22 protein-coding genes are annotated in these 22,086 nt (G+C 70.5%); 16 read left to right on the top strand and 6 right to left on the bottom strand.

Annotation, left to right across the window (positions count from 1 at the left end; genetic code table 11):
* Positions 1 to 20 precede the first annotated feature (20 nt).
* Complete coding sequence (gene alkB, locus KF708C_RS14645) at positions 21 to 677, top strand: DNA oxidative demethylase AlkB (RefSeq protein WP_059412380.1); 657 nt, start codon at positions 21 to 23, stop codon at positions 675 to 677.
* Between the two features lie 119 nt (positions 678 to 796).
* Positions 797 to 1,891, top strand: coding sequence for a tetratricopeptide repeat-containing glycosyltransferase (locus tag KF708C_RS14640; RefSeq protein ID WP_197090359.1), 1,095 nt, complete (start codon positions 797 to 799; stop codon positions 1,889 to 1,891).
* Between the two features lie 43 nt (positions 1,892 to 1,934).
* Here KF708C_RS14640 and KF708C_RS14635 read toward each other — a convergent pair whose 3' ends face one another.
* The 3 genes from KF708C_RS14635 to KF708C_RS14625 form a co-directional block, all read right to left on the bottom strand.
* Complete coding sequence (locus tag KF708C_RS14635) at positions 1,935 to 2,396, bottom strand: thioesterase family protein (protein WP_059412379.1); 462 nt, start codon at positions 2,394 to 2,396, stop codon at positions 1,935 to 1,937.
* A 146-nt stretch (positions 2,397 to 2,542) separates the two neighbouring features.
* Positions 2,543 to 5,128, bottom strand: coding sequence for a bifunctional aconitate hydratase 2/2-methylisocitrate dehydratase (gene acnB / locus KF708C_RS14630; protein ID WP_059412378.1), 2,586 nt, complete (start codon positions 5,126 to 5,128; stop codon positions 2,543 to 2,545).
* Between the two features lie 221 nt (positions 5,129 to 5,349).
* Positions 5,350 to 6,036, bottom strand: a complete 687-nt coding sequence (locus KF708C_RS14625) for a M24 family metallopeptidase (RefSeq protein ID WP_020201833.1) — start codon at positions 6,034 to 6,036, stop codon at positions 5,350 to 5,352.
* Positions 6,037 to 6,225: 189 nt separating this feature from the next.
* Between KF708C_RS14625 and KF708C_RS14620 the strand changes: the two genes are divergently transcribed.
* From KF708C_RS14620 to fliR, 8 genes are all read left to right on the top strand, one after another.
* Positions 6,226 to 7,224, top strand: a complete 999-nt coding sequence (locus KF708C_RS14620) for a GlxA family transcriptional regulator (protein WP_059412377.1) — start codon at positions 6,226 to 6,228, stop codon at positions 7,222 to 7,224.
* Between the two features lie 351 nt (positions 7,225 to 7,575).
* The gene (gene fliL, locus KF708C_RS14615) at positions 7,576 to 8,061 is read left to right on the top strand and encodes a flagellar basal body-associated protein FliL (RefSeq protein WP_020201831.1); all 486 of its coding nucleotides are present in this window, start codon (positions 7,576 to 7,578) and stop codon (positions 8,059 to 8,061) included.
* A gap of 149 nt (positions 8,062 to 8,210) precedes the next feature.
* A complete protein-coding gene (gene fliM / locus KF708C_RS14610) occupies positions 8,211 to 9,218 on the top strand; it encodes a flagellar motor switch protein FliM (RefSeq protein WP_059412376.1) in 1,008 nt (335 codons plus the stop codon).
* Complete coding sequence (gene fliN / locus KF708C_RS14605; RefSeq protein ID WP_020201829.1) at positions 9,211 to 9,669, top strand: flagellar motor switch protein FliN; 459 nt, start codon at positions 9,211 to 9,213, stop codon at positions 9,667 to 9,669. The genes fliM and fliN overlap by 8 nt, the downstream gene beginning before the upstream one ends.
* Positions 9,666 to 10,196 (top strand): flagellar biosynthetic protein FliO, encoded by a 531-nt coding sequence (gene fliO, locus KF708C_RS14600; RefSeq protein ID WP_059412375.1) that lies wholly within the window; start codon positions 9,666 to 9,668, stop codon positions 10,194 to 10,196. The genes fliN and fliO overlap by 4 nt, the downstream gene beginning before the upstream one ends.
* Complete coding sequence (gene fliP, locus KF708C_RS14595; protein ID WP_020201827.1) at positions 10,193 to 11,035, top strand: flagellar type III secretion system pore protein FliP; 843 nt, start codon at positions 10,193 to 10,195, stop codon at positions 11,033 to 11,035. Before fliO ends, fliP begins: the two co-directional genes overlap by 4 nt.
* A gap of 43 nt (positions 11,036 to 11,078) precedes the next feature.
* Positions 11,079 to 11,348, top strand: coding sequence for a flagellar biosynthesis protein FliQ (fliQ, locus tag KF708C_RS14590; protein ID WP_029043347.1), 270 nt, complete (start codon positions 11,079 to 11,081; stop codon positions 11,346 to 11,348).
* 52 nt (positions 11,349 to 11,400) lie between these two features.
* Positions 11,401 to 12,186, top strand: coding sequence for a flagellar biosynthetic protein FliR (gene fliR / locus KF708C_RS14585; protein WP_059412374.1), 786 nt, complete (start codon positions 11,401 to 11,403; stop codon positions 12,184 to 12,186).
* A 28-nt stretch (positions 12,187 to 12,214) separates the two neighbouring features.
* On the opposite strand, the gene blaOXA is transcribed toward fliR, so the two are convergent.
* Positions 12,215 to 13,027, bottom strand: a complete 813-nt coding sequence (gene blaOXA / locus KF708C_RS14580) for a class D beta-lactamase (protein ID WP_059412373.1) — start codon at positions 13,025 to 13,027, stop codon at positions 12,215 to 12,217.
* Between the two features lie 116 nt (positions 13,028 to 13,143).
* On the opposite strand from blaOXA, the gene KF708C_RS14575 reads away from it, so the two are divergent.
* From KF708C_RS14575 to KF708C_RS14565, 3 genes are all read left to right on the top strand, one after another.
* Positions 13,144 to 13,911, top strand: coding sequence for a hypothetical protein (locus tag KF708C_RS14575; protein ID WP_231586491.1), 768 nt, complete (start codon positions 13,144 to 13,146; stop codon positions 13,909 to 13,911).
* Between the two features lie 69 nt (positions 13,912 to 13,980).
* The gene (locus KF708C_RS14570) at positions 13,981 to 15,537 is read left to right on the top strand and encodes a metallophosphoesterase (protein ID WP_082079564.1); all 1,557 of its coding nucleotides are present in this window, start codon (positions 13,981 to 13,983) and stop codon (positions 15,535 to 15,537) included.
* Positions 15,480 to 16,949, top strand: coding sequence for a cytochrome-c peroxidase (locus KF708C_RS14565; RefSeq protein WP_370552836.1), 1,470 nt, complete (start codon positions 15,480 to 15,482; stop codon positions 16,947 to 16,949). The genes KF708C_RS14570 and KF708C_RS14565 overlap by 58 nt, the downstream gene beginning before the upstream one ends.
* Before the next feature lie 21 nt (positions 16,950 to 16,970).
* Here the strand turns inward: KF708C_RS14565 and KF708C_RS14560 are convergent, their stop codons facing one another.
* Positions 16,971 to 17,507 (bottom strand): hypothetical protein, encoded by a 537-nt coding sequence (locus tag KF708C_RS14560; protein ID WP_059412372.1) that lies wholly within the window; start codon positions 17,505 to 17,507, stop codon positions 16,971 to 16,973.
* Between the two features lie 327 nt (positions 17,508 to 17,834).
* On the opposite strand from KF708C_RS14560, the gene KF708C_RS14555 reads away from it, so the two are divergent.
* From KF708C_RS14555 to KF708C_RS36420, 3 genes are all read left to right on the top strand, one after another.
* The gene (locus tag KF708C_RS14555; protein WP_052165810.1) at positions 17,835 to 19,004 is read left to right on the top strand and encodes an MFS transporter; all 1,170 of its coding nucleotides are present in this window, start codon (positions 17,835 to 17,837) and stop codon (positions 19,002 to 19,004) included.
* Between the two features lie 92 nt (positions 19,005 to 19,096).
* A complete protein-coding gene (locus tag KF708C_RS14550; protein WP_059412371.1) occupies positions 19,097 to 19,786 on the top strand; it encodes a glutathione S-transferase family protein in 690 nt (229 codons plus the stop codon).
* A 356-nt stretch (positions 19,787 to 20,142) separates the two neighbouring features.
* Entirely contained in the window at positions 20,143 to 20,886 is a 744-nt protein-coding gene (locus KF708C_RS36420) for a hypothetical protein (RefSeq protein WP_059412370.1), read from the top strand.
* A 99-nt stretch (positions 20,887 to 20,985) separates the two neighbouring features.
* Here the strand turns inward: KF708C_RS36420 and KF708C_RS14540 are convergent, their stop codons facing one another.
* The gene (locus KF708C_RS14540) at positions 20,986 to 21,975 is read right to left on the bottom strand and encodes a fimbrial protein (RefSeq protein ID WP_063923018.1); all 990 of its coding nucleotides are present in this window, start codon (positions 21,973 to 21,975) and stop codon (positions 20,986 to 20,988) included.
* Between the last annotated feature and the right edge of the window lie 111 nt (positions 21,976 to 22,086).

Genomic DNA, 22,086 nt, shown 5'->3' with positions numbered 1-22,086 from the left:
CGCCTGCGTCCCCGGCCACCATGACCTTCGACCTCTTCGATTCCCTGCCGCAGCTGGATCCGCCCCACGCCGAGCCGATCGTGCCCGGCGCGACCGTCCTGCGCGGCTTTGCCCGCGCCCATGAGCAGGCGCTGCTCGCCGCCGTGCGCGAGGTCGCCGCGCAGGCGCCGTGGCGCCACCTGATCACGCCGGGCGGGCAGCGCATGTCGGTGGCGATGACCAACTGCGGCCGGTTCGGCTGGGTCTCCGACGCCAGCGGCTACCGCTACGAGCCGGCGGACCCGCTCGGCGGCGCGCCGTGGCCGCCGATGCCCGCCAGCTTCCTGGCGCTGGCGCGCGCGGCCGCCGCCGAGGCCGGTTTCGCGGGGTTCAGCCCGGACGCCTGCCTGCTCAACCGCTACCTGCCCGGCACGCGCCTGTCCCTGCACCAGGACCGCGACGAACTCGACCTGCGCGCGCCCATCGTCTCGGTCTCGCTGGGCCTGCCCGCGGTCTTCCTGTTCGGCGGCCTGCGGCGCGCAGACCCGTGCCAGCGCGTGCGCCTGGCCCACGGCGACGTGGTGGTGTGGGGCGGCCCGGCGCGGCTGGCCTTCCACGGCATCGCGCCGCTGGCCGACGGCGACCACCCGCTGACCGGGCGCGAGCGCATCAACCTGACGTTGCGCAAGACACGCTAGCCGGCGCCGCCGCCATTGCCGAAAACGCGCGACTGCGCGTATGCTGCTCGCGCCGCCGGCATCTCCCGGCAGCGGCATCTCCCGACAGCGCTCCCGACCCTCCCGACAGGACATCCGAATTGCCCCGCATCTGCCTGAACATGATCGTGAAGAACGAGGCGCCCGTGATCGCGCGCTGCCTCGCGTCGGTCAAGCCGTGGATCGACCGCTGGGCGATCGTCGACACCGGCTCCACCGACGGCACCCAGGCGCTGGTGCGCGCGTGCATGGACGGCCTGCCCGGCGAACTGCACGAGCGGCCGTGGGTGGACTTTGCCCACAACCGCAACGAAGCGCTGGCGCTGGCGCGCGCCAACGCCGGCGCCGGCGACTACGTGCTGTTCATCGACGCCGACGAGACCCTGCGCGTGCCGCCCGGCTTCCGCTGGCCCGCGCTGGGCGCCGACGGCTACCGTTTCCTGTGCGAGCTGGGCGGCTGGCACTACCGGCGCAACGCGCTGGTGGCCGCCGGCCAGCCGTGGCGCTGGGAAGGCGTGCTGCACGAATACCTGACGCAGGACGCGCCGCACGCATGGCAGCACCTGGACGGCCCCGCCATCGTGGTGTCGCGCGACGGCGCGCGGGCGCGCGATCCGCATACCTACCTGCGCGACATCGAGGTGCTGGAGCGCGCGCTGGAGAAGGAGCCAGCCAATCCGCGCTACCGCTTCTACCTGGCGCAGAGCTACCGCGACGCGGGGAACGTGGAGGCCAGCCTGGCGCAGTACCGCGCGCGCGCCGCGCTGGAGGGATGGGACGAGGAGCGCTGGTTCGCGCTGTTCCAGATCGGCGTGCTGACCGAACGGCTGGCTGCGGCGGACGCGAGCGTCGCCGCCGGCGCCGTGCGCGACGCCTACCTGGCCGCCTACCAGGCGCGTCCGGCGCGCGCCGAGCCGCTGTGCGAGCTGGCCCGCTGGCACCGCCTGCGCGGCGAGTTCGCGCAGGCGCACCTGTACGCGCAGCAGGCCGCGGCGCTGGCGGTGCCGGACGACTCGCTGTTCGTCGACACCTCGGTCTACAGCTGGCGCGCGCTCGACGAACTCGTGGTCAGCGCTTACTACATCGGCGCGCTCGACCAGGGCCGCGCCGCGCTGCGCAAGCTGCTGGCCGACCGGCGGTTTCCCGAGTCCGAGCGCGCCCGCATCGAGGCCAACCGGCCGTTCTACGGTTTGTAGGCGCTCGCCTTGCGCCCGCTCCTTGCGCGGCAGCCGGCGCCGCTCAGCCGCGGTCGACCCAGTTGACCCGGGGAAACTTGCTGGCGAACGCCGCCGGCATCGGCATCACCTGCTTGCGCGCATAGCTGAAGAAGACGAAGCCGGACTTGGCCAGCGCGATCAGCGCGCCGTCGCTCGGGCGCGTGATGCGGAAGGTGATGTCGCCGCCGTAGCGGTTGAAGTCCATCACGCCCACCTCGAACAAAAGCTGGTCGCGCGCATGCGCCTCGTTGCGGTAGGTGGTGGCGAGATCGGTGACGATGGTGCCGACCTGCTCGGTCTCGGCCGCCTCGCCGTCGCCGCTGCGCAGGTCGAACAGGAAACGCGCGCGCGCCTCGGAGATCATCGAGATCATCGAGTCGTTGCCGAGGTGGTTGGCGCTGTTGATGTCCGTCACGCGCACCGTGAGATGGGTGCTGTAGTAGTAGTACTGGTCTTCGGGGAATTCGAGCTTGAGGCGGGCCATGATGCGGTGAAGGCGTGAGCGTGGAATGGGCAAAAAGAAAGGCCCCGGGAAGGGGCCTGACTGGGACTGCTGGCGAGGATTGCCGACCGTTGGCTCCCCTCTCCCGCCTGCGGGAAAGGGGAGCTCACCGCCGCCGGTCGCGTGCCTTACATCGACACCGTATCCGCCACGTCCTTGAAGTCCTCGATCTGGTCGAAGTTCATGTACTTGTAGATCTTGTCGCCGTTGGCGCTCAGCACGCCCATGTCGGCCATGTACTCTTCCTTGGTCGGGATGCGGCCGAGGCGCGAGCAGATGGCGGCCAGTTCGGCCGAGCCCAGGTACACGTTGGTGTTCTTGCCCAGGCGGTTGGGGAAGTTGCGGGTGCTGGTGGACATCACCGTGGCACCTTCGCGCACCTGTGCCTGGTTGCCCATGCACAGCGAGCAGCCCGGCATTTCGGTGCGGGCGCCGGCGGTGCCGAACACGCCGTAGTGGCCTTCCTCGGTCAGTTGCTTGGCGTCCATCTTGGTCGGCGGGGCGACCCACAGCTTGACCGGGATGTCGCGCTTGCCTTCGAGCAGCTTGGACGCCGCGCGGAAGTGGCCGATGTTGGTCATGCACGAGCCGATGAACACTTCGTCGATCTTGGCACCGGCCACGTCGGACAGGGTCTTGACGTCGTCCGGGTCATTCGGGCAGGCCACGATGGGCTCGTGGATGTCGGCCAGGTCGATCTCGATGACCGAGGCGTATTCGGCATCGGCGTCCGGCTGCAGCAGCTCGGGGCTGGCCAGCCAGGCTTCCATCGCCTTGATGCGGCGCTGCAGGCTGCGCGCGTCGGCGTAGCCTTCGGCGATCATCCACTTCAGCAGCGTGATGTTGCTGTTGATGTATTCGATGATCGGTTCCTTGTTCAGGCGCACCGTGCAGCCGGCGGCCGAGCGCTCGGCGGAGGCGTCGGACAGCTCGAACGCTTGCTCGACCTTCAGGTCGGGCAGGCCTTCGATTTCCAGGATGCGGCCGGAGAAGATGTTCTTCTTGCCTTGCTTGGCCACGGTCAGCTCGCCCGACTTGATGGCGTACAGCGGAATCGCGTTGACCAGGTCGCGCAGGGTCACGCCAGGCTGCATCTTGCCCTTGAAGCGCACCAGCACCGATTCCGGCATGTCCAGCGGCATCACGCCGGTGGCGGCGGCGAAGGCCACCAGGCCCGAGCCCGCCGGGAAGCTGATGCCGATCGGGAAGCGGGTGTGCGAGTCGCCGCCGGTGCCGACGGTGTCGGGCAGCAGCATGCGGTTCAGCCACGAGTGGATCACGCCGTCGCCGGGGCGCAGCGAGATGCCGCCACGGGTGCTGATGAACTGCGGCAGCGTGTGGTGGGTCTTGACGTCCACGGGCTTCGGATACGCGGCGGTGTGGCAGAACGACTGCATCACCAGGTCGGCCGAGAAGCCCAGGCAGGCCAGGTCCTTCAGCTCGTCGCGGGTCATCGGGCCGGTGGTGTCCTGCGAGCCGACCGAGGTCATCTTCGGTTCGCAGTAGGTGCCCGGGCGCACGCCCTTGCCTTCGGGCAGGCCGCAGGCGCGGCCGACCATCTTCTGGGCCAGCGTGTAGCCGCGGCCGGTGTCGGCCGGGTTCTGCGGCAGGCGGAACAGCGTGGACGGGGCCAGGCCGAGCGCTTCGCGCGCCTTGGCGGTCAGGCCGCGGCCGACGATCAGCGGAATGCGGCCGCCGGCGCGCACTTCGTCGAACAGCACGTCGGACTTGACCTGGAATTCGGCGACGACCTGGCCGTTCTTCAGAGCGCGGCCGTCATAGGGGCGCAGTTCGATGACGTCGCCCATTTCCATCTGCGACACATCCAGCTCGATCGGCAGCGCGCCGGCGTCTTCCATCGTGTTGTAGAAGATCGGGGCGATCTTGCTGCCCAGGCACACGCCGCCGAAGCGCTTGTTCGGCACGAACGGGATGTCTTCACCGGTGAACCACAGCACCGAGTTGGTGGCGGACTTGCGGCTGGAGCCGGTGCCGACCACGTCGCCCACGTAGGCGACCAGGTTGCCCTTTTCCTTGAGCGATTCGATGAACTTGACCGGGCCGCGCTTGCCGTCTTCTTCCGGGGTGATGCCGGGGCGCGCGTTCTTCAGCATGGCCAGCGCGTGCAGCGGGATGTCCGGGCGGGTGGTGGCGTCGGGGGCCGGCGAGAGGTCGTCGGTATTGGTTTCGCCCGAGACCTTGAACACCGTCACGGTCAGGCTTTGCGGCACTTCCGGGCGGCTGGTGAACCATTCGGCGTCGGCCCAGCTTTGCAGCACGGACTTGGCGTTGGCGTTGCCCTGGTCGGCCTTTTCCTTGACGTCGTGGAAGGCATCGAACATCAGCAGGGTCTTCTTGAGCGCGGCGGCGGCGACGGTGCCGACTTCGGCGTCGTCCAGCAGCTCGATCAGCGGCGAGATGTTGTAGCCGCCCAGCATGGTGCCCAGCAGTTCGGTGGCGCGCGCGCGCGTGATCAGCGGGCAGGCTTCCTTGCCCAGCGCCACGGCGGCCAGGTACGAGGCCTTGACCTTGGCGGCATCGTCCACGCCGGCCGGCACGCGGTGGGTGATCAGCTCGACCAGGGCCTGCTCTTCGCCGGCGGGCGGGTTCTTCAGGAGTTCGATCAGCTCCGCAGTTTGCTTCGCGGTCAGCGGCAGAGGGGGAATGCCAAGCGCGGCGCGTTCGGCTACATGGGCGCGATAGGTATCAAGCATGGGATCCTGCGGGGTAATAGGGGTTGGGAAGACCTAGTTGTGCCGTGATTGTAGAGTGAAGTGCGCCCGCGGTCAAATGTCTTATATCTTATATAAGAGTTGAATTACACAATCACAGTAAAAACAATGGCTTAGACTTCCCGCCCCGTCGGAAACCCACAACAGGAGACCTTGACCAAATTGCTCGGGCAATCCCCCGGGAAAGGCCCCGGCGAGCCCGTTCAGCCGTAGTGCGCGTCGTCCAGCAGCATGTCCTCGAAGAACGCGCCGAAGCGGTGCCGCGGGTCGCGCAGGTGGATTTCCAGGATCCAGCGCATCGGCAACGGGCAGCTTTCCAGGTCGGCCAGCGAGCCGGTGTAGATGGTGGCGTGCGGGAAGTCCGAGACGCGGTGGCCGGGCAGGTCGAAATTCAGCTCCCAGCCCATCTTGCGCGCGGTGCGGTCGGCGTGATCGTAGAGCGCGTGGCCGGTCAGCCCTTCCTTGCGCCAGACCGCGCGCACGTCGTGGAACAGCGCCTCGGCGTCGCGCGCGCAGCGGGCGTATTCGGCGTCGTGGCCGACCGTGAAGCTGGCGCCGCCGTCGCCCTCCCAGGCGTCCACGCGCGGGGCGATGTCGATGAAGAAAAGGTCGTTTTCCCGCAGCACCACGCCGGGCACCGAGGCCTGCTTCATCGGCTTGATGGTGTTGCCGCCGAAGCGCACGCGGGTGGGGTGCCAGCTCAGCGCGAGGCCGGCGTCGAGCAGCACCGAGCGGGCCATCGCCACGGCGTCTTCCTCGACCATGCCGGGCGCCACGCGGGCGGCGATCTCGCGGATGGCCTGGCGCGTCTTGTCGCGCGCCAGCAGCATGCCATCGACGGAAAAGGCGGGGCCGACACGTTCGGCGGCGGCAACATCGGTCTTTGTCATGGGGTCTCTCCGGGTCAGGTGGCGCGCGCCGTGTGCGGCGCCGGTCAGGAACCAGTATGGAGAGCGGGCGGCCCGGGCAGAACCGCCTCCGGCGGTGCCCTGGCGCCAAATGGCGGCGTTTTCGCGCCAGCGCGGGCCGCGCCGCCCGGCTAACATGGCGGCCATCGCCTCCCGCCATCCGGCCCGCCCATGAACCGATCCGTCGCCATCCTTGTCTTTCCCGGCGTGCAGGCGCTGGACGTCAGCGGCCCGCTCGACGTGTTCGCCGAGGCCAACCGCTTCCTGCTGCCCGGGGACCGCTACCAGCTCGGGCTGATCGGCACCGAGCGCGGGCCGGTGGCCTGCTCCAACGGCATGGTGCTGCACCCCCAGCGGCATTTCGCCGACATCGACGCCGATGTCCCCGGCCTGCTGCTGGTGGCGGGCGGCCCCACGCTGCCCGAGCGGGCCTTTCCCGCCGCGCTGTACGCGTGGCTGCGCCAGGCCAGCCAGCGCGCCGCGCGCTTCGGCTCGATCTGCAACGGCGCCTTCCTGCTGGCCGGCGCCGGGCTGCTCGACGGGCGCACCGTGACCACCCACTGGAACGACGTGGCCGCGCTGGCCGCGCGCTGCCCGGCCGCCCGCGTGGAGGCGGACCGCATCTACGCGCAGGACGGCAGCCTCTACACCTCGGCTGGCGTCACCGCCGGCATCGACCTGTCGCTGTACCTGCTGGCGCAGGACCACGGCGAGGAAGTGGCGCTCGACGTGGCCAAGCGGCTGGTGGTGTTCATCCGCCGCGCCGGCGGCCAGTCGCAGTTCAGCCCCTACCTGACCCCGCTGGCGGAGGCGGCGTCGCCGGTGGCGCGGGTCCAGCAGTATGTGCTGGCTCACCTCACCGAGGATCTCACCCTCGACCGGCTGGCGGCGGTGGCCAGGATGAGCAGCCGCAACTTCTCGCGCATCTTCGCGCGCGACGCCCGCGCGACCCCGGCCGAGTTCGTCGAAAGCGCCCGGCTGGACGCCGCCCGCGTCATGCTCGAGCGCAGCGCGGTGCCGCTGAAGACGGTCGCCTACGCATGCGGGTTCCGCGATCCGCATCACATGCGCGCGGTGTTCCGCCGCCGGCTCGGCGTCTCGCCGCAGCAGTACCGGCACAGCTTCGGCGGCCCGGCCGACGCGCAAGCGCCAATGGAATCAAGCAGTTAGCCGGCCGGCGCGGCAGCGCGGGGCGCGCCGCGCCGGGGCGCGGCCGGCCGCGCGGCGGGGCGCCGGCCATCCACGGCGCCGCCCTGCAGCCACCCCGCCACCACCGGCCACCGCCCGCCGCGCGGCCCGGGGCGCGGGTCTGCGGCGGGCGTCCGGCCCATCGCGGGCGCAATTCCGGCTCAAGTTCCGTGCACGCCATTCGTTAACCCCCAGTAAGACCATCCGCATCATCCGGATGACGCACCCGCTTGGCTCAAATGGCCAAGCTGAGCGGGTTTCACCCTTTTTTTCGGCCCTTTGCTTGCCCTGTCTTCACCCAAGAATGGCAGGGCATTCCGATACAGGCATCTCATGGCGACTACGCTCACTTCTTCCCAGGCTGACGGCAACAAGAGCAAGCGCGGGCGACTGCTGCTGGTTCTCGGCGTCGTGATCGTCGCGGCGCTGGGTGCCGGGGGCTTTTTTCTGGGCAACATCCTGAGCAACCGCCAGCCGCCGGTGCCGGCGGCTCCGGTCGTGCCGCCGCCGATCTTCGTGCCGCTGGAGCCGTTCACCGTCAATCTCAAGAGCGAAGACGGCGACCGTTTCCTGCACACCGGTCTGTCGCTGAAGGTGGCGGACGCGAAGGATCAGACGCGCATCACCGAGTACCTGCCGGAAGTCCGTAGCCGGATCCTGCTGCTGCTGTCGGCCAAGCAGCCGCCCGACCTGGCGACGGTGGAAGGCAAGCGCCGCCTGGCGCAGGAAATCCAGCGCGCCGTCAACCAGCCGTTCGCGCCCAACCTGCCGGCTCAGCAGGTCGTGGACGTCCTATTCACATCCTTCGTGGTGCAGTAAGCACGTGCCCTGCCCCACCAGCAAATCCGACATGAATCCGTCCCTGCCTGCCTTGCCCGTACAACAGCACGCGCGCCAACGCCAGCGCGCGGGCTGATCGGCACATGGTCGCTTTCATTCATCACGGCACTCACGGGGCAGGACACTAGATGGCCTACGACAAGTTCCTCTCGCAGGACGAAGTAGACGAATTGCTGAAAGGCGTGTCGGGCGAAGCCGACCTGCCCGAGGTTTCCGCGCCGGTCGCCGAGGACGGCGTGCGCCCGTACAACCTGGCCACGCAGGAGCGCATCGTGCGCGGCCGGCTGCACACGCTCGAGATCATCAACGAGCGCTTCGCCCGCCAGCTGCGCACCGCGCTGTTCAACTTCATCCGCCGCGGCGCCGACATCTCGGTCGGCTCGATCCGCATCGAGAAGTACGGCGACTTCGTGCGCAACCTGCCGGTGCCGACCAACCTGAACCTGGTGCACCTCAAGCCGCTGCGCGGCACGGCGCTGTTCGTGTTCGACCCCAACCTGGTGTTCCTGGTGGTCGACAACCTGTTCGGCGGCGACGGGCGCTTCCACACCCGCGTCGAGGGGCGCGACTTCACCCAGACCGAGCAGCGCATCATCCGGCGCCTGCTGGACCTGGCGCTCAACAGCTACGGCAACGCCTGGCACGCGGTGCACCCGATCGAGCTGGAATACGTCCGCTCGGAGATGCACACCAAGTTCGCCAACATCGCCATGCTCAGCGAGGTGGTGGTGACGACCGCATTCCATATCGAACTGGGCGCCGTGGGCGGCCAGCTTCACGTCTGCTTCCCGTACTCGATGATCGAGCCCGTGCGCGACCTGCTGATGAACCCGCTGCAGGACGAGGTCGAAGTGGACAAGCGCTGGATTTCCCAGCTGTCGCAGCAGATCCGCTCGGCCGAGGTGGAACTGGTGGCCGAATTCGCCCACCTGGAAAGCACCGTGGCCGAAGTGCTGTCGCTGCGCGCCGGCGATGTACTCCCCATCGAGCTGCCCGAGCAGGTGTTCGGCAAGGTCGATGGCGTGCCCGTGATGCAGTGCGGCTTCGGCACCATGAACGGCCAGTACGCGCTGCGGGTAGAACGGATGATCAATCACCAAGAAAGCGATTCCAACAAGGAAACCGACCATGACTGACGGCAAAGACGACAAGCCGGCCGACCCGATGGACGACTGGGCCAGCGCCCTGGCCGAGCAGACCAGCGCCGAGGATCTCGCCGCTGCTGCCGCGCCGGCACCGGCAGTCGCAGCCGCCACCGCAGCCGCGACGCCGGCCGCCTCCAAGGTCTTCCAGCCGCTGGAAAAGGAGGTGCCGAGCGGCTTCCACAACGATATCGAGATGATTCTCGACATCCCCGTGCAGCTCACGGTGGAGCTCGGCCGCACCAAGGTGCCCATCAAGACCCTGCTGCAGCTCGCGCAGGGTTCGGTGGTGGAACTCGACGGCCTGGCCGGCGAGCCGATGGACGTGCTGGTCAACGGCTACCTGATCGCCCAGGGCGAAGTGGTGGTGGTCAACGACAAGTTCGGCATCCGCCTGACCGACATCATCACGCCGTCCGAACGCATCCGGAAGCTCAACAGATGATCGCCAGCCTGCGCCGGATGGCCACCGCCGGGCTCGTCGCCGGCCTGGCGCTGGTGCAGGCTGCGCCGGCGGCGGCGCAAGCCAGCGCCGCCGCCGGCAATCCCCCCGCGGCCGGCATCGCGGCCGGTACCGGCGCCGCCGCGGGCCACGTCGGCCCCAGCGGCGCGGCCAGCATGGCCCAGGCCGGCCTCGGCCTGTTCGCCGTCATCGCCCTGATCCTGCTGCTGGCCTGGCTGGCGCGCCGCGCCGGCCTGGTCCGCCACGGCCAGGGCGGCACCATGAAGGTGGTCGGCAGCACCGCGCTCGGCCCGCGCCAGCGCCTGGTGATGGTGGAGGTGGGCGACACCTGCCTGGTGCTGGGCGTCAGCGCCGGCGAGATCCGCACGCTCCATACCCTGCCCGCGCAGGCCGCGCGGGCGCCGGGCCAGTCTCCGGACCCGGAGCGCGGCGGCCCGGCCAATCCGGCGGGCAGCGGCAGCTTCGGCCAGAAGCTGCTGCGCGCCATGCAACACAACCTGAAGTCATGAATTTCCTGCCCGGCGCCTCGCGGCGCGTTTTCCAGCAGCGGCTGCGAGGCCGCCTGCAGGCTCTGCGCGCCTGCGCCGGCCAGCCCTCGCGGCTGGCCTTCGCCGCCGCGCTGGCCGCCGCCTGCCTGGCGCTGGTGCTGCTGCCCGCCCTGGCGCAGGCCCAGGCGCTGCCCGGGCTGACCAGCCGGGCCGGCCCCGGCGGCAGCCAGACCTGGTCGCTGTCGGTCCAGACGCTGGTCCTGCTGACCTCGCTGTCGTTCCTGCCGGCGGCCATGCTGATGATGACCGGCTTCACCCGCATCATCATCGTGCTGGGCCTGCTGCGCAACGCGCTCGGCACCGCCACCTCGCCGCCCAACCAGGTGCTGGTGGGGCTGTCGCTGTTCCTGACCTTCTTCGTCATGTCGCCGGTGTTCGACCGCGTCTACACCGACGCCTACAAGCCGCTGAGCGAAAACAAGATCAGCCTGGAGGACGCCGCCGAGAAGGCCGCCGTGCCGCTCAAGGCCTTCATGCTCAAGCAGACCCGCGAGAAGGACCTGGCGCTGTTCGCGCAGATGGCCAAGGCGCCCGAGATGCAGGGCCCGGAGGACGTGCAGATGCGCATCCTGGTGCCGGCCTTCGTCACCAGCGAGCTCAAGACCGCGTTCCAGATCGGCTTCACCGTCTTCATCCCGTTCCTCATCATCGACCTGGTGGTCGCCAGCGTGCTGATGGCGATGGGCATGATGATGGTGCCGCCGGCCACCATCTCGCTGCCGTTCAAGCTGATGCTGTTCGTGCTGGTGGACGGCTGGCAACTGCTGCTGGGCTCGCTGGCGCAGAGTTTCCTGAATTGAACACGGGGCGCGCCCGCCGCGTCCCCACCGAGACCGCTCCATCATGACGCCGGAAACCGTAATGAGCATCGCCACCCAGGCGATGAAGATGACCCTGATGCTGGCAGCACCGCTGCTGCTGGTGGCGCTGGTGGCCGGCCTGGTGGTCAGCCTGTTCCAGGCCGCCACCCAGATCAACGAAATGACGCTGTCGTTCATCCCCAAGCTGCTGGCCCTGTTCGCCACGATGGTGCTGGCCGGCCCGTGGATGATCAACACCTTCGTCGACTACATGCGCGAAGTCTTCCAGGGCATTCCCGCCCTGGTGCACTGATGCGGGCGTAGCGCCCGCGCCGCACCCACGCTGCCCTCACACCGCGCCCGCCGTGCTGTCCGTCACCTCCGCCCAGCTCTACGCCTGGATCGCCGCGTTCCTGTGGCCGCTGTTCCGGCTGCTGGCGCTGCTCAGCACGGCGCCCCTGTTCGGCGAGTCCACCATCCCGCGCCGCGCCAAGGTCGCCCTGGCCGCGCTGATCGCGATGATCGTCTCGCCCACCATCGACAAGCTGCCGCTGACGCCGGTGTATTCCTTCGAAGGCTTCCTCATCATCCTCAACGAGGTCGGCATCGGCCTCGCGGTGGGCTTCACCATGCGGCTGGCCTTCGCCGCCGTGCAGTACGCCGGCGAGACCATCGGCCTGCAGATGGGCCTGTCGTTCGCCTCGTTCTACGACCGCTCCTCGGGCGGCCAGACGATGGTGCTGGGTCGCTTCCTCAACGTGGTCGCCACCCTGATGTTCCTGGCGATGGACGGCCACCTGATGCTGCTGGCCACGCTCGCCGACAGCTTCGCCACCCTGCCGATCTCGTCCCAGCCGCTCTCGGGCGAGGGCTGGTCGGCGGTGGCGGCGGCCGGCGCCAGCGTGTTCTCGTCGGGCATGCTGCTGGCGCTGCCGCTGATCGCCGCGCTGCTCACGCTCAACCTGGCGATGGGCATCCTCAACCGCGCCTCGCCGCAGTTGTCGATCTTCGCGGTCGGCTTCCCGGTCACGCTGGCCGGCGGTTTCCTGATGATGGTGCTGGTGATGCCGCAGATGAGCTCGTACATGGGACGGCTGATCGACAACAGCCTGGCCGAGGTCGGCATGGTGCTGGGGCAGCTGGGGCGGTAGACGGGCCGGCATCGAGCGCGGCGGCCTTTTACGGCAGCGCGGCGACGGCGTCGAGCCGGCCCGGCAGCTCCTTCATGAAGGCCGCCCGGGCGCGCGGGCCGGCATACTCCGCCTCTTTCTTCGCATCCTGGATCAGGCGGGCGAAGACCACGCCGCGGCCATCCTTCTCCGCCCAGCCGACGAACCATCCATAGGCGTGGTCCCAGTCCTCGCCGCCGTCGGCCAGCCGCGGGGCGCCGGTGCCGGTCTTGCCGTGCACGGCCCAGCCGTTGGCGAGCGTGCCGAGCGCGCTGATGCGGCTGGTCATGTCGTACGCCCGCGCGCTGACCGGCAGTTCGCGCCGGACCACCTTGCGCAGGAAGGCGACCTGCTCCAGCGGGGAAATCCGCAGCGAGGCGCCGAGCCACGCATGGGTCAGGCCGTCATGCCGGCCCGGGTTGCCGGTGACGTCGCGGTTGCCGTACTGGAAGGCGTCGACATAGCGCCGGAAGCGGGTCTCGCCAAGCTGGCGCGTGACCTGCTGCGAATACCAGACGATGGAGTTCTTCATCCAGCTCGCGGGATCGGTCGTGACCCGGCGCGCGGGATTGCGGTCGCCGTATTCGGCGCGGTAGGGCATGGCCGGGGCGTGCGCGTCGACCAGCAGGCCCGCGTCGAACCCCATCAGGCTGATGGGCAGCTTGAAGGTGGATGCCGGCGTGACGCGCGTGCCGCAGTCGCCTTCCTGCGTCAGCAGCCTGCCGGTGGCGGCGTCGGCCATCACGGTGCACAGCACGTCCGCCCGGGCCGCGGGCAGGGCCAGCGCCGCGCCCAGCGCGGCGAGGATTGCGAATCGCTTCAAGATGTTCTCCGTGGTGTCGTGTTCTTGTCGGGGATGACGCCCGGGCCCGGGGCACGAAGCGCAGCATAGGAGGACGGCGCGCCGGCGCCAAGGCCGCGCGCTGTAACCTGCGTAACATGGCGCCCGCCGCGCAGCACGTCGCGGCCAACCTCGGCCTGTGCCTGTGGCTGTTCTGGAACCACGCGCTGATCGACCCCGCGCGCGCGTGGCCGGCCGGGCAGGTGCAGCGCCAGGCGGTGCGCTGGCTGGGCTTGTCCGAATGGATCTGCGACCGCTTCGGCGTGGGCGGCGGCTCGGCGTGGAACATCATCTTCCTGCTGCGCATCGCGCGCGGCAACTGCAAACAGGACGGCGGCGGCGCGCTCGCCGCCTTCCGCGCGCAGCGGCCGCTGCGGCTGGACGACGCGGTGGATGCGCTGCGCCCGTTCCACGCGCCGTTCGCGCGGGCCAAGGGCTTCATCAGCTGGTCGTCGCTGGCCGGCTTCGCGCTGGAAGAGCACGACGGCGGCCACGTGCGCTACGGCGCCCTGCAACTGGCCAACCTGCTGCTCGAAGCGAGCTGGTTCGAGACCTTCGAGCAGGGCGCCACGCCGGCCGCCTTCGCCGCCGTGGAGCGGCTGGCCGGGCTGCTGGGCAAGCTGCGCCCGGCCGAGCGGCGCTTCTTCCAGGCCGCGCTGGCGGCGCTGCCGCGCGAGCTGCGGCTGGCCGCGGCCGAAGCCGGCAGGCACGCAGGCCGGCGCGCCGATGAAGCGGCCGGCAAGGCGAGCCGCAAACAGGCCCCGGGACAAGCCCCCAAACGGTCGCCCAAGCCGTCGCCAGAACTATCGCCAGAGCAATCCCCCAAGCAGGCCCGCGCCGGCACGCACAGCCGCCGGCCACGCTGACACACAAGCGTCATCCCGACGCAACATCGCCTCCCTATAGTCGCGCTCGCCACTGACAGGGAGACAAGAATGGGCACTCACAAGGACAATCACCACGTGCGCCCCGGCATGGCCGCCATGCTGGCCGTGCTGGCCACGGCGGCCGCGCTGTACGGCTGCGGCAGCGAGAACCCGGACGCGGCCGCCGCCGCGATCGCCCCCGCCGTTCCCACCGCGCCGGCCGCGCCTGCGGCTCCGGCCGGCGACGCCGCCAGCGCCGCCGCCAACATCCAGGCCGCGTGGGTCGAGATCGGCGACAGCAACCAGGCCATCGCCCGCGTGATCACCAGCTATGCGGCGCCGGCCGCCGCCGGCGACGCCCCGCCCGCCAACGCCGTGTGCCCGCTGCTGACCGTGGACGGCGTGCAGCAGCGCATGGCGCTGCGCGTGGGCGCCGGCACCATGCCGCTGCGCCCCACCGCCAGCGCGCCGGCCGACTCCAAGCCCTCGGATTTCCCGGTCTCGGCGTGCGAAGCCACGCTGCCGGCCGGCGCCTCCGCCGCCAGCGTGGCCGGGCGCGCCCTGCCGCTGCCCAAGGCCAGTCCCCGGCGCGTGCTGGTGCTGGCCGATACCGGCTGCCGCCTGAAGAAGGCCGACAACGCCTACCAGCCGTGCAGCGACACCGCCGTGTGGCCGTTCGCCACGCTCGCGGCCACCGCCGCCGCCATGAACCCGGACCTGGTGCTGCACATCGGCGACTACCACTACCGCGAGAACCTGTGCCCGCCGGACATCGCCGGCTGCCAGGGCACGCCGTGGGGCTATGGCTGGGATACCTGGCAGGCCGACCTGTTCAGGCCCGCCGCCGCGCTGATGGCCAGGGCGCCGTGGGTGGTGGTGCGCGGCAACCACGAGGAATGCGCGCGCGCCGGCCAGGGCTGGTTCCGCTTCCTCGACCCGCGCCCGTACACCGAGGCCCGCTCGTGCAACGACCCGGCCAACGACGGCAGCGCCAACTACTCCGAGCCCTACACGGTGGCGCTGGGCACCGACTCGCAGGTCATCGTGTTCGACTCGGCCAAGGCCGGCAAGACCGCGCTGCCGACCAGCGACCCGCAGTTCATCGCCTACCAGAAGCAGTTCCAGACCGTGGGCTGGCTGGCCAGCAAGCCGGGCATGGTCAACACCATGTTCACCAACCACCATCCGGTGCTCGGCTTCGCGCCGGTGGCGGGCAGCGCGCCGGCGCCGGGCAACCTGGCGCTGCAGTCGGTGATGAGCAGCCTCAACGCCCAGGCCTACTACCCGCCGGGCATCCAGGTGGCGCTGCACGGCCACGTGCATGACTTCCAGGCCATCAGCTTCGCCTCCAACCACCCGGCCACCATCGTGTCCGGCAACGGCGGCGACAACCTGGACGTGGCCCTGCCCGACCCGCTCACGCCGGGCGCCGTGCCCGCGCCGGGCACCACCATCGACAAGATCACCCATCACAACAGCTTCGGCTTCCTGCTGATGGAGCGCAGCCCGGCGCCCGCCACCGGCTGGACCTTCAAGGCCTACAGCGTGGCCGGCAAGCTGATGGCCACCTGCGCGCAGACCGGCACCACGCTGGCCTGCGACAAGACGGGTTTCCTGGCGCCGTGACGGCATCGGTTTCCGCCACCTGCGCGGCCCGGCCCGCCGGGCCGCGGGCCGCCGGCATCCGCATCGCGCGGGCGGCGCGGCAGCTCGCCGCCGGCGCTGCCGTCCTGGCCGCGGGCCTAGCGGCCGGCGCGCCCACCGCACCCACCGCGCCCGCCGCGGACACCGTGCTGACGCCGGGCGCGCCGCCATCGGTGGTGGTCGACACCATCGGCAACGGCACGCCCAAGGTGGCCGCCAGGGTCGACCCGACCGCCGCCGTGTTCCGCCCCGACCCGGCGCTCGCCGCGCTCGGCAGGCGCATCTTCTTCGATACGCGCCTGTCCGAGCCGCGCGGCCTGTCCTGCGCCGGCTGCCACGACCCCGCGCGCGCGTTCGCGCCCACGCTCTCGCACGCCGCGCTGGCCGGGCCGCGCGTGCCGCAGGGCAGCCGGCCCGGGCACTTCAGCCTGCGCAACGCGCCCTCGCTGCTGTACGTGCGCTACGTCCCGCGCCGGCACTTCTACCAGGACGACGACGCGCCCTACGCCTCGCCGTTCGGCGGCCTGTTCGCCGACGGCCGCGCCGACACGCTGGCCGAGCAGGTGCGCGGCCCGCTGCTCGACCCCGAGGAGATGAACAACGGCACGCCGGCGCGCCTGCTGCGCAAGGTCGGGAGCACGGAACTGGGGCCCGCGCTGGCCGCGCATTTCGGCCCCGCGGCGCAACGCGATCCCGCGCAGATGATGCTGGCGCTGGGCCGCGCGCTGGAGGCCTACCTGCAAAGCGACGAGATGGCGCCGTTCAGCTCGCGCTTCGACGATTACCTGCGCCGGCGCGCGCCGCTGTCGCCGCAGGAAACGCGCGGCCTGGCGCTGTTCAAGAACCCGGACAAGGGCAACTGCATGAGCTGCCACACGCTCGCGGACACCGCCAGCCGGCCCGAGCGCTCGCTGTTTACCGACTTCGGCTACGACGCCATCGCCGTGCCGCGCAACCGCGCGCTGCCCGCCAACCGCGACCCGAAGCATTTCGACAACGGCCTGTGCGACACCGCGCGCCGCCTGCGCTGGCCCGAGCCGGGGCAGTGGTGCGGCTACCTGCGCACGCCCGGCCTGCGCAACGTGGCGGTGCGCCAGAGCTTCATGCACAACGGCGTGTTCACCACGCTGCGCGACGCGGTGGCGTTCTACAACACGCGCTCGACCGATCCCGGCAAGTGGTATCGCGGCGGCAAGCCCTTCGACGACGTGCCCGCCGCCTACCGCGGCAACGTCAACGTCAACGCGACGCCGATGAACCGGCGCGCGGGCACCACGCCGGCGCTGACCGAGGCGGAGATCGACGACATCACGGCCTTCCTGCGCACGCTCACGGACGCGCCCTACGCGAGCGCCATGCCGCCGGCCGCGGCGCCGGTGGCCGCGCGGCCCTAGCCCTAGTCGGCGGGCCGCGCCTCACGGCGACGCGCACACCGCGTCCGGCTCGAAGCCGCGGAACACCTGCTGCGTGGGGTCCGGCGTGGCCACGATCTCGCCCGAGGGCGCGCGCAGCAGCCGCAGCACCTGGCCGGCGCAGTTGCGGGCCGCCGCGTTGCGCTGGTAGCGCAGCTCGTACTGCCAGCCCGGCAGCGGCACGAACGACACGCCGATCGCGCAGCGGTAAGGCTGGTCGTCCGCCGCCGAAGTCGCCGCCGCCGTCAGGTAGATGCGGTGGCTGGCCACCAGCCAGCGCTCGCGCGTGCGCGCGGGCGGCTCCGGCGAGATGCCCCACATCTTCAGGTCTTCCTCCTTGCCGATGGCCGCCGCCTGGTGGCCGGTGGCCGCCAGCAGCGCGGGCCGCGGCGGCTTCGGGCACTTGCCGGCATCGACCACGCTGAAGGTGGTGTTGTCGTCCGTATTGGTCACGAGCCGCACGCGCGCGGCGGGCGTGCCGGCCTCGACGCGGTAGCGGGTCACGCAGCCGGCCAGCAGCGTGGCCAGCGCCAGGCTCATCAGGACAGCGGATCGGCGGACATTCGGCATGGGCTGGCGGGAAAGTAGGCGTCCGCTCAAGCATAGGCGTTCCGGCCGCCCGCGCGCCGCCGGGCAAAACCCCGAGCCGGCCCGCGCATTGACTTCCGTTCCGGTTCGGCCTTACCCTCGCCTGAGCCTCCGGCCCGCGCGGCGCGCGGTACCGGAAGAAAACCGGAAGAAAACCGGAAGAAAAACAAAACAACAAGAACAATACAAAGACAGAGACAATTCCTCGTGAGCACCGCCGCGCCTTCCCGCCTGTCCGAACTCCGTCCCGTCCTGCCGATCCTGCTCGGCGCCTCCGTCATGCTGAGCCTGGCGATGGGCCTGCGCCAGAGCCTGGGCATCTTCATGCCGCCGCTGACCAGGGGCATCGGCATCTCGGTTGCCGATTTCACGGCCGCCATCGCGGTGCAGAACCTGGCCTGGGGACTGCTGCAGCCGATCGCGGGCGCGTGGGCCGCGCGCGTGGGCTTCCGGCCGCTGATGATGGCGGGCTCGCTGCTGTACGTGCTCGGGCTGGTCATGCTGGCCACCGCGCAGGGCATCGTCGGGGTCACGCTCGGCGCCGGCGTGGCCATCGGCGCGTCGATGGCCTGCACCGGCAGCGCCTTCGCGATGGCGGTGGCCGCGCGCCCGGTGCCGGTGGCGCTGCGCAGCACGGTGCTGGGCATCGTCTCGGGCGCCGGTTCGCTGGGCGCGCTGGTGGCCGCGCCGGTCGGGCAGGTGGTGGCGCAAGCCTACGGCTGGCGCGTGGGGCTGGCGGCCTTCGTGGTGCTCGCGCTGGTGATGCTGCCGGCGGCGTGGTTCGCCGGCCGCGTCGACCGCCTGCCGCTGCCGGTGCCGCCGGGCGGCGTGCAGCAGAACGCGCGCGAGGCGCTGGGCACCGCGCTGCACCATACGCCGTTCCTGGTCATGGGCGCGGCGTATTTCGTGTGCGGCATGCAACTGGTGTTCCTGACCACGCATCTGCCCTCCTACCTCGACATCTGCGGCATGGACCCGATGCTCAGCGCCAAGGCGCTCGGCGTGATCGGCGGCTTCAACGTGCTGGGCAGCCTGTTCTTCGGCTGGGCCGGCGGGCGCGTCAACAAGCTGCTGCTGCTCGGCGCCATCTACACCATCCGCTCGCTGGCGCTGACGTGGTATTTCACCTCGCCGCCCACGCCGGCCAGCACGCTGGTCTTCGCCGCCGTGATGGGCTTCCTGTGGCTGGGCGTGGCGCCGCTGGTGGCCGGCTGGATCGCCGAGACCTTCGGTCTGCGCTGGCAGGCCATGCTGGGCGGGGTGGCGTTCTTCAGCCACCAGATCGGCAGCTTCGTGGGCGCCTTCGGCGGCGGGCTGGTCTATGATGCCCTCGGGTCCTACACCCTGGCCTGGCAGATCGGCGTGATGCTGGGGCTGGCCGCCGGGCTGGTGCAGATCGCCTTCGCGGTCGCCGCGCGGCCGCGCCCGCCGCGCATGGCGGCGACGTGATGGGGACGTGACGGCGACATGAAGGCAACATGAAGGCGATGTGACGGCGCACGCCAGGCCCCGGCTGCGCCGAACGGCAAGGAGGAAATGTCATGGCCCTGACGCTGCACTACCATCCGCTGTCATCGTTCTGCCACAAGGTCCTGATCGCGCTCTACGAGAACGGCACGCCGTTCGCCGGCCGCGTCGTCGACCTCGGCGACGCGGCCGACCGCGCCGCCTTCGTGGCGCTGTGGCCGGTCGGCAAGTTCCCGGTGCTGCGCGACGACGCGCGCGCGCAGACGGTGCCGGAGAGCACCATCATCATCGAGTACCTCGACCGCCACTATCCCGGCCCGCGGCCGCTGCTGCCCGCCGACGGCGACGGCCGGCGCGAAGCGCGCCTGTGGGACCGCCTGTTCGATCTCTACGTGCACCTGCCGATGCAGAAGATCGTCGGCGACCGCCTGCGCCCGCAAACCGAGCGCGACCCGCGCGGCGTGGCGGATGCGCTGGCTGGCCTGCGCACCGCCTACGGCGTGGCCGACAAGCACATGGCGGAGCGCACCTGGGCCGCCGGCGAACAGTTCTCGCTGGCCGACTGCGCGGCCACGCCGGCGCTGTTCTACGCGGGCATCGCACAGCCGTTCGCCGACACGCACCCGAATCTCGCCGCCTATTTCGAGCGGCTGGTGAGCCGCCCGAGCGTGCGGCGCGTGCTGACCGAGGCACAGCCCTATTTCTCCATGTTTCCAATGGCAGACAAGATCCCCACCCGCTTCCTGGCCGGCCAACTGCCCTGAAACGCGACGGCGCGTCCGTCCACGCGGACAAAACCGGGATTGAGCGGAATTGGCCGCGCTACTCCGCGTTTTGAACCGGCGGCCGTTGCGTAAGATGCGCTCGTGCCTCCAGAGGAGGTACGGCGCCCCCGACCATCAGTCCTGCCCAGCCCCGCGCGCGTACCCGCCGCGCGGGGCTCTTTTTTTTTGCCGGCGCAACGCGCGGCGAAGACTTCCGGCGCGAATGAGCCGCGAGCCCCCGGCATCCCGATGCGGTCCGCCGGCCCCGGGCGGCGTCCCGCTCTCCGCCGGCGCGCCGCGGGAGCCCGACCGGCCCATCCGCTAAGATTCGGCATCCCAGCCCTCGGAGCCGCCACATGCGCAACCTGGATTTCAGTTCCTGGCAGGGCCTGCTTTCGACCTTGTTCGGGCTGGCCTTGATCACCTTGATCGGCGTCGGCATACGCCTCGTCGTCATGCAGACGATCCAGCAGCGCCGCGAGCGCGAGAACCGGCAGATCAACGAACGCCTGCGCACGCTCATCGCCGCCTACAAGACGCTGGGCGGCTCCTTCACCGGCAATCTCGCGGTCGATCCCACGCACCTGCGCGACCTGCGCCGGCGGAGCGCGGGCGCGGACGGCCCCGACGCGGAACAGGCGGCCGGCGCCATCGCGGCGGATGCGCCGGCCGCCGGCGCCTGGCCCAGCGTCGACCGCTCGCGGCGCATGCGCGACGCGGTCGAGGCGGCCTTGTCCGACATCATCCTGCTCGGCACCGAGGAACAGGTCCTGCTGGCGTCGAAGGCGGCCGCGGAACTGGCCGCGGGCCGGCCGACGCATACCGACGAGCTGGTGGTCTCGCTGCGCAACTTCATCCGCCAGGTGCTCGACCTGGAGCCGGTGCCGGCCAGCCTGCAGATTCCGAAGCAGGGACCGGCCCGCCCGTCCGCGGCGCGCGGCAAGGCCGAAGGCGGCGCCAAGGGCGGCGAGGGAAAGTCCGGCGGCGGCATGGGAGGAGGAGGTGGTGGTGGTGGTGGTGGTGGTGGCGGCGGCGGTGGTGGCGGGATGGGCGTCGGCGTGAGCCTGCCCGTCGAGGACGACCAGGAGCATCACCACTAGCCGCGCCCCGATGCGGACCCGCGCTATGCCGACGCTAACCCGGCACAATCCGCCGCCTTGCCGGCGCTGCCGGCCGGAGAACGAGGGCCGCCGGGGAATCTACTGGTAGTCGATCAGCACGGTAACAGCGCCAGTGATGGTGCCCGGCGTGACCGTATCGCCGGTCTGGAAATAGGCTGCCTTCATCGGGATCGCATACGATCCGCCCGTGCCCTTGTCGTAGGCACCGACCTGCACCGACTGCTTGAACGTCACCGGCGTGCCGCCACTGTCCGTGAGCCGGATATTGACCCCGCCCGCGCTGGAACCCGAGCCCGCGGGCAGCACGCCGGGCGCGTTGGCGACCGTGCCGCCGGCCGGATCGAGCGCGTAGCCGACGCGGTTGTAGCCGGGCGGGCAATTGAGCAGACGGACCTCGAAGCCGATCTCGCCGGTGGTGCTGCCCGCGCCCGTGAACGCGCGCTTCTGCGCGGGCGGCATCGTGATGGTCTGGCTCGGCGTCTGGCAGGTGCCGGCGATGGGCTTGATCTTGCCGGCCAGCTGGATCGAGGCGAAGCGCTGGTAGCTGTAGCAGGCACTATAGCCCGGGGTCGCGGTCGCGCAAAGGTTCAGGTTCGCGCGCCAGCCGCCAGCCAGATCCCCCTGCGACATCGTCGCCTCGGTGCGCACCAGTTGCACCTCGAGCGGACTGGATATGGTGACTGCCGGCGCAAAGGTGGTCGTGGTGAGCGGAGCACCGTTGAGCAGCACCTGCAGACCGATGCCGGACACGTCGACGTCGACCACCGGCCCGGCCGCGGTATAGGCGCCGCCGTGGACCCAGAACGAGGGCCGTGCCAGCGTGCAGGTCGGCGCCCCGCACAGTTGCTGCGGCGTCACCGACTCGCGGACCAGCACGGTGCCCGGCGCGGCAAGCGCGGGGAACGCGAGATCCCGCCCGAATGCGGTGACGATGTTGTCGGCCACTGCCCAGCCGCATGCGGACGACAGAAGCACCGCGATGGCGCCGGCCGCGATCGTGCGGCGGGGCCGCACAGCTTGCGCAATTTGCGCAGCTTGCGCACAAAAGCTGCCTTCGTCTTTCCTCATGGTGGTCACTTCGATGAATGGATGGGACGTGGCTAGTATCTGTAAATGTCCCGGCACATGAAATAAGACAAGTACCAAATCGTGGGCGGTGCAGCAAAACCGCGGATGATG

The organism is Cupriavidus basilensis (assembly GCF_000876015.1).
Lineage (GTDB): Bacteria > Pseudomonadota > Gammaproteobacteria > Burkholderiales > Burkholderiaceae > Cupriavidus > Cupriavidus basilensis_B.
The sequence above is the reverse complement of the archived record's forward strand: the minus strand, read 5'-3'. Positions and strand labels throughout refer to the sequence as shown.

What these genes read in the sequence shown, in the direction of transcription:
- alkB (WP_059412380.1), top strand. Translation starts at nt 21, where the DNA reads ATGACCTTCGACCTCTTCGATTCCCTGCCGCAGCTGGATCCGCCCCAC.
- KF708C_RS14635 (WP_059412379.1), bottom strand. Translation starts at nt 2,396, where the DNA reads ATGGCCCGCCTCAAGCTCGAATTCCCCGAAGACCAGTACTACTACTAC.
- acnB (WP_059412378.1), bottom strand. Translation starts at nt 5,128, where the DNA reads ATGCTTGATACCTATCGCGCCCATGTAGCCGAACGCGCCGCGCTTGGC.
- KF708C_RS14625 (WP_020201833.1), bottom strand. Translation starts at nt 6,036, where the DNA reads ATGACAAAGACCGATGTTGCCGCCGCCGAACGTGTCGGCCCCGCCTTT.
- KF708C_RS14620 (WP_059412377.1), top strand. Translation starts at nt 6,226, where the DNA reads ATGAACCGATCCGTCGCCATCCTTGTCTTTCCCGGCGTGCAGGCGCTG.
- fliL (WP_020201831.1), top strand. Translation starts at nt 7,576, where the DNA reads ATGGCGACTACGCTCACTTCTTCCCAGGCTGACGGCAACAAGAGCAAG.
- fliM (WP_059412376.1), top strand. Translation starts at nt 8,211, where the DNA reads ATGGCCTACGACAAGTTCCTCTCGCAGGACGAAGTAGACGAATTGCTG.
- fliN (WP_020201829.1), top strand. Translation starts at nt 9,211, where the DNA reads ATGACTGACGGCAAAGACGACAAGCCGGCCGACCCGATGGACGACTGG.
- fliO (WP_059412375.1), top strand. Translation starts at nt 9,666, where the DNA reads ATGATCGCCAGCCTGCGCCGGATGGCCACCGCCGGGCTCGTCGCCGGC.
- fliP (WP_020201827.1), top strand. Translation starts at nt 10,193, where the DNA reads ATGAATTTCCTGCCCGGCGCCTCGCGGCGCGTTTTCCAGCAGCGGCTG.
- fliQ (WP_029043347.1), top strand. Translation starts at nt 11,079, where the DNA reads ATGACGCCGGAAACCGTAATGAGCATCGCCACCCAGGCGATGAAGATG.
- KF708C_RS14575 (WP_231586491.1), top strand. Translation starts at nt 13,144, where the DNA reads ATGGCGCCCGCCGCGCAGCACGTCGCGGCCAACCTCGGCCTGTGCCTG.
- KF708C_RS14570 (WP_082079564.1), top strand. Translation starts at nt 13,981, where the DNA reads ATGGGCACTCACAAGGACAATCACCACGTGCGCCCCGGCATGGCCGCC.
- KF708C_RS14560 (WP_059412372.1), bottom strand. Translation starts at nt 17,507, where the DNA reads ATGAGCCTGGCGCTGGCCACGCTGCTGGCCGGCTGCGTGACCCGCTAC.
- KF708C_RS14555 (WP_052165810.1), top strand. Translation starts at nt 17,835, where the DNA reads ATGCTGAGCCTGGCGATGGGCCTGCGCCAGAGCCTGGGCATCTTCATG.
- KF708C_RS14550 (WP_059412371.1), top strand. Translation starts at nt 19,097, where the DNA reads ATGGCCCTGACGCTGCACTACCATCCGCTGTCATCGTTCTGCCACAAG.
- KF708C_RS36420 (WP_059412370.1), top strand. Translation starts at nt 20,143, where the DNA reads ATGCGCAACCTGGATTTCAGTTCCTGGCAGGGCCTGCTTTCGACCTTG.
- KF708C_RS14540 (WP_063923018.1), bottom strand. Translation starts at nt 21,975, where the DNA reads ATGAGGAAAGACGAAGGCAGCTTTTGTGCGCAAGCTGCGCAAATTGCG.